Source organism: Bartonella sp. AP58NXGY, from assembly GCF_042195785.1.
Lineage (GTDB): Bacteria > Pseudomonadota > Alphaproteobacteria > Rhizobiales > Rhizobiaceae > Bartonella.
Map to the genome: position 1 here is coordinate 331 of NZ_JBHIOY010000246.1, position 385 is coordinate 715.

1 pseudogene is annotated in these 385 nt (G+C 34.5%); it reads left to right on the forward strand.

Features of this window, described 5'->3' with window-relative positions:
* Positions 1–2 precede the first annotated feature (2 nt).
* Positions 3–385, forward strand: a pseudogene (locus tag ACFINC_RS10725) (hypothetical protein); the annotation flags it as partial.

A 385-nucleotide genomic window follows, 5' to 3' on the forward strand; every position in this document is an offset into this window, starting at 1 on the left:
AGATGAGTCTTAAATGTAATAAAAGACTGTTCATACGTACGGTATGGCGAAACATTTTGATTGTTTTGCTGTTGCAAGTGCTGTGTATCTCTTTGATTTGGTTTTATTATTTTATTCAGCCCCGTGGCTACCAAGCAACTTTAGTATTTTCATTATCTGATTCCATAGGAAAGCCATTATCAAGCGAAAAACAAGACAATATTATCGCCTTTTTGCTTTCACAGCCTATGTTCTTAGATGATTCGCATTTTTCTTTAAAAGCTTTTTATAAGAAAAAAAAACAGGAAAATATTCGTTTATCGCGTCATGGTGATCTTATTAATCTTACTTTCGAAGCTGAGACACGTGAAGCAGCTCAACGGGGAGTGGAAACTTTTTTTTCTGT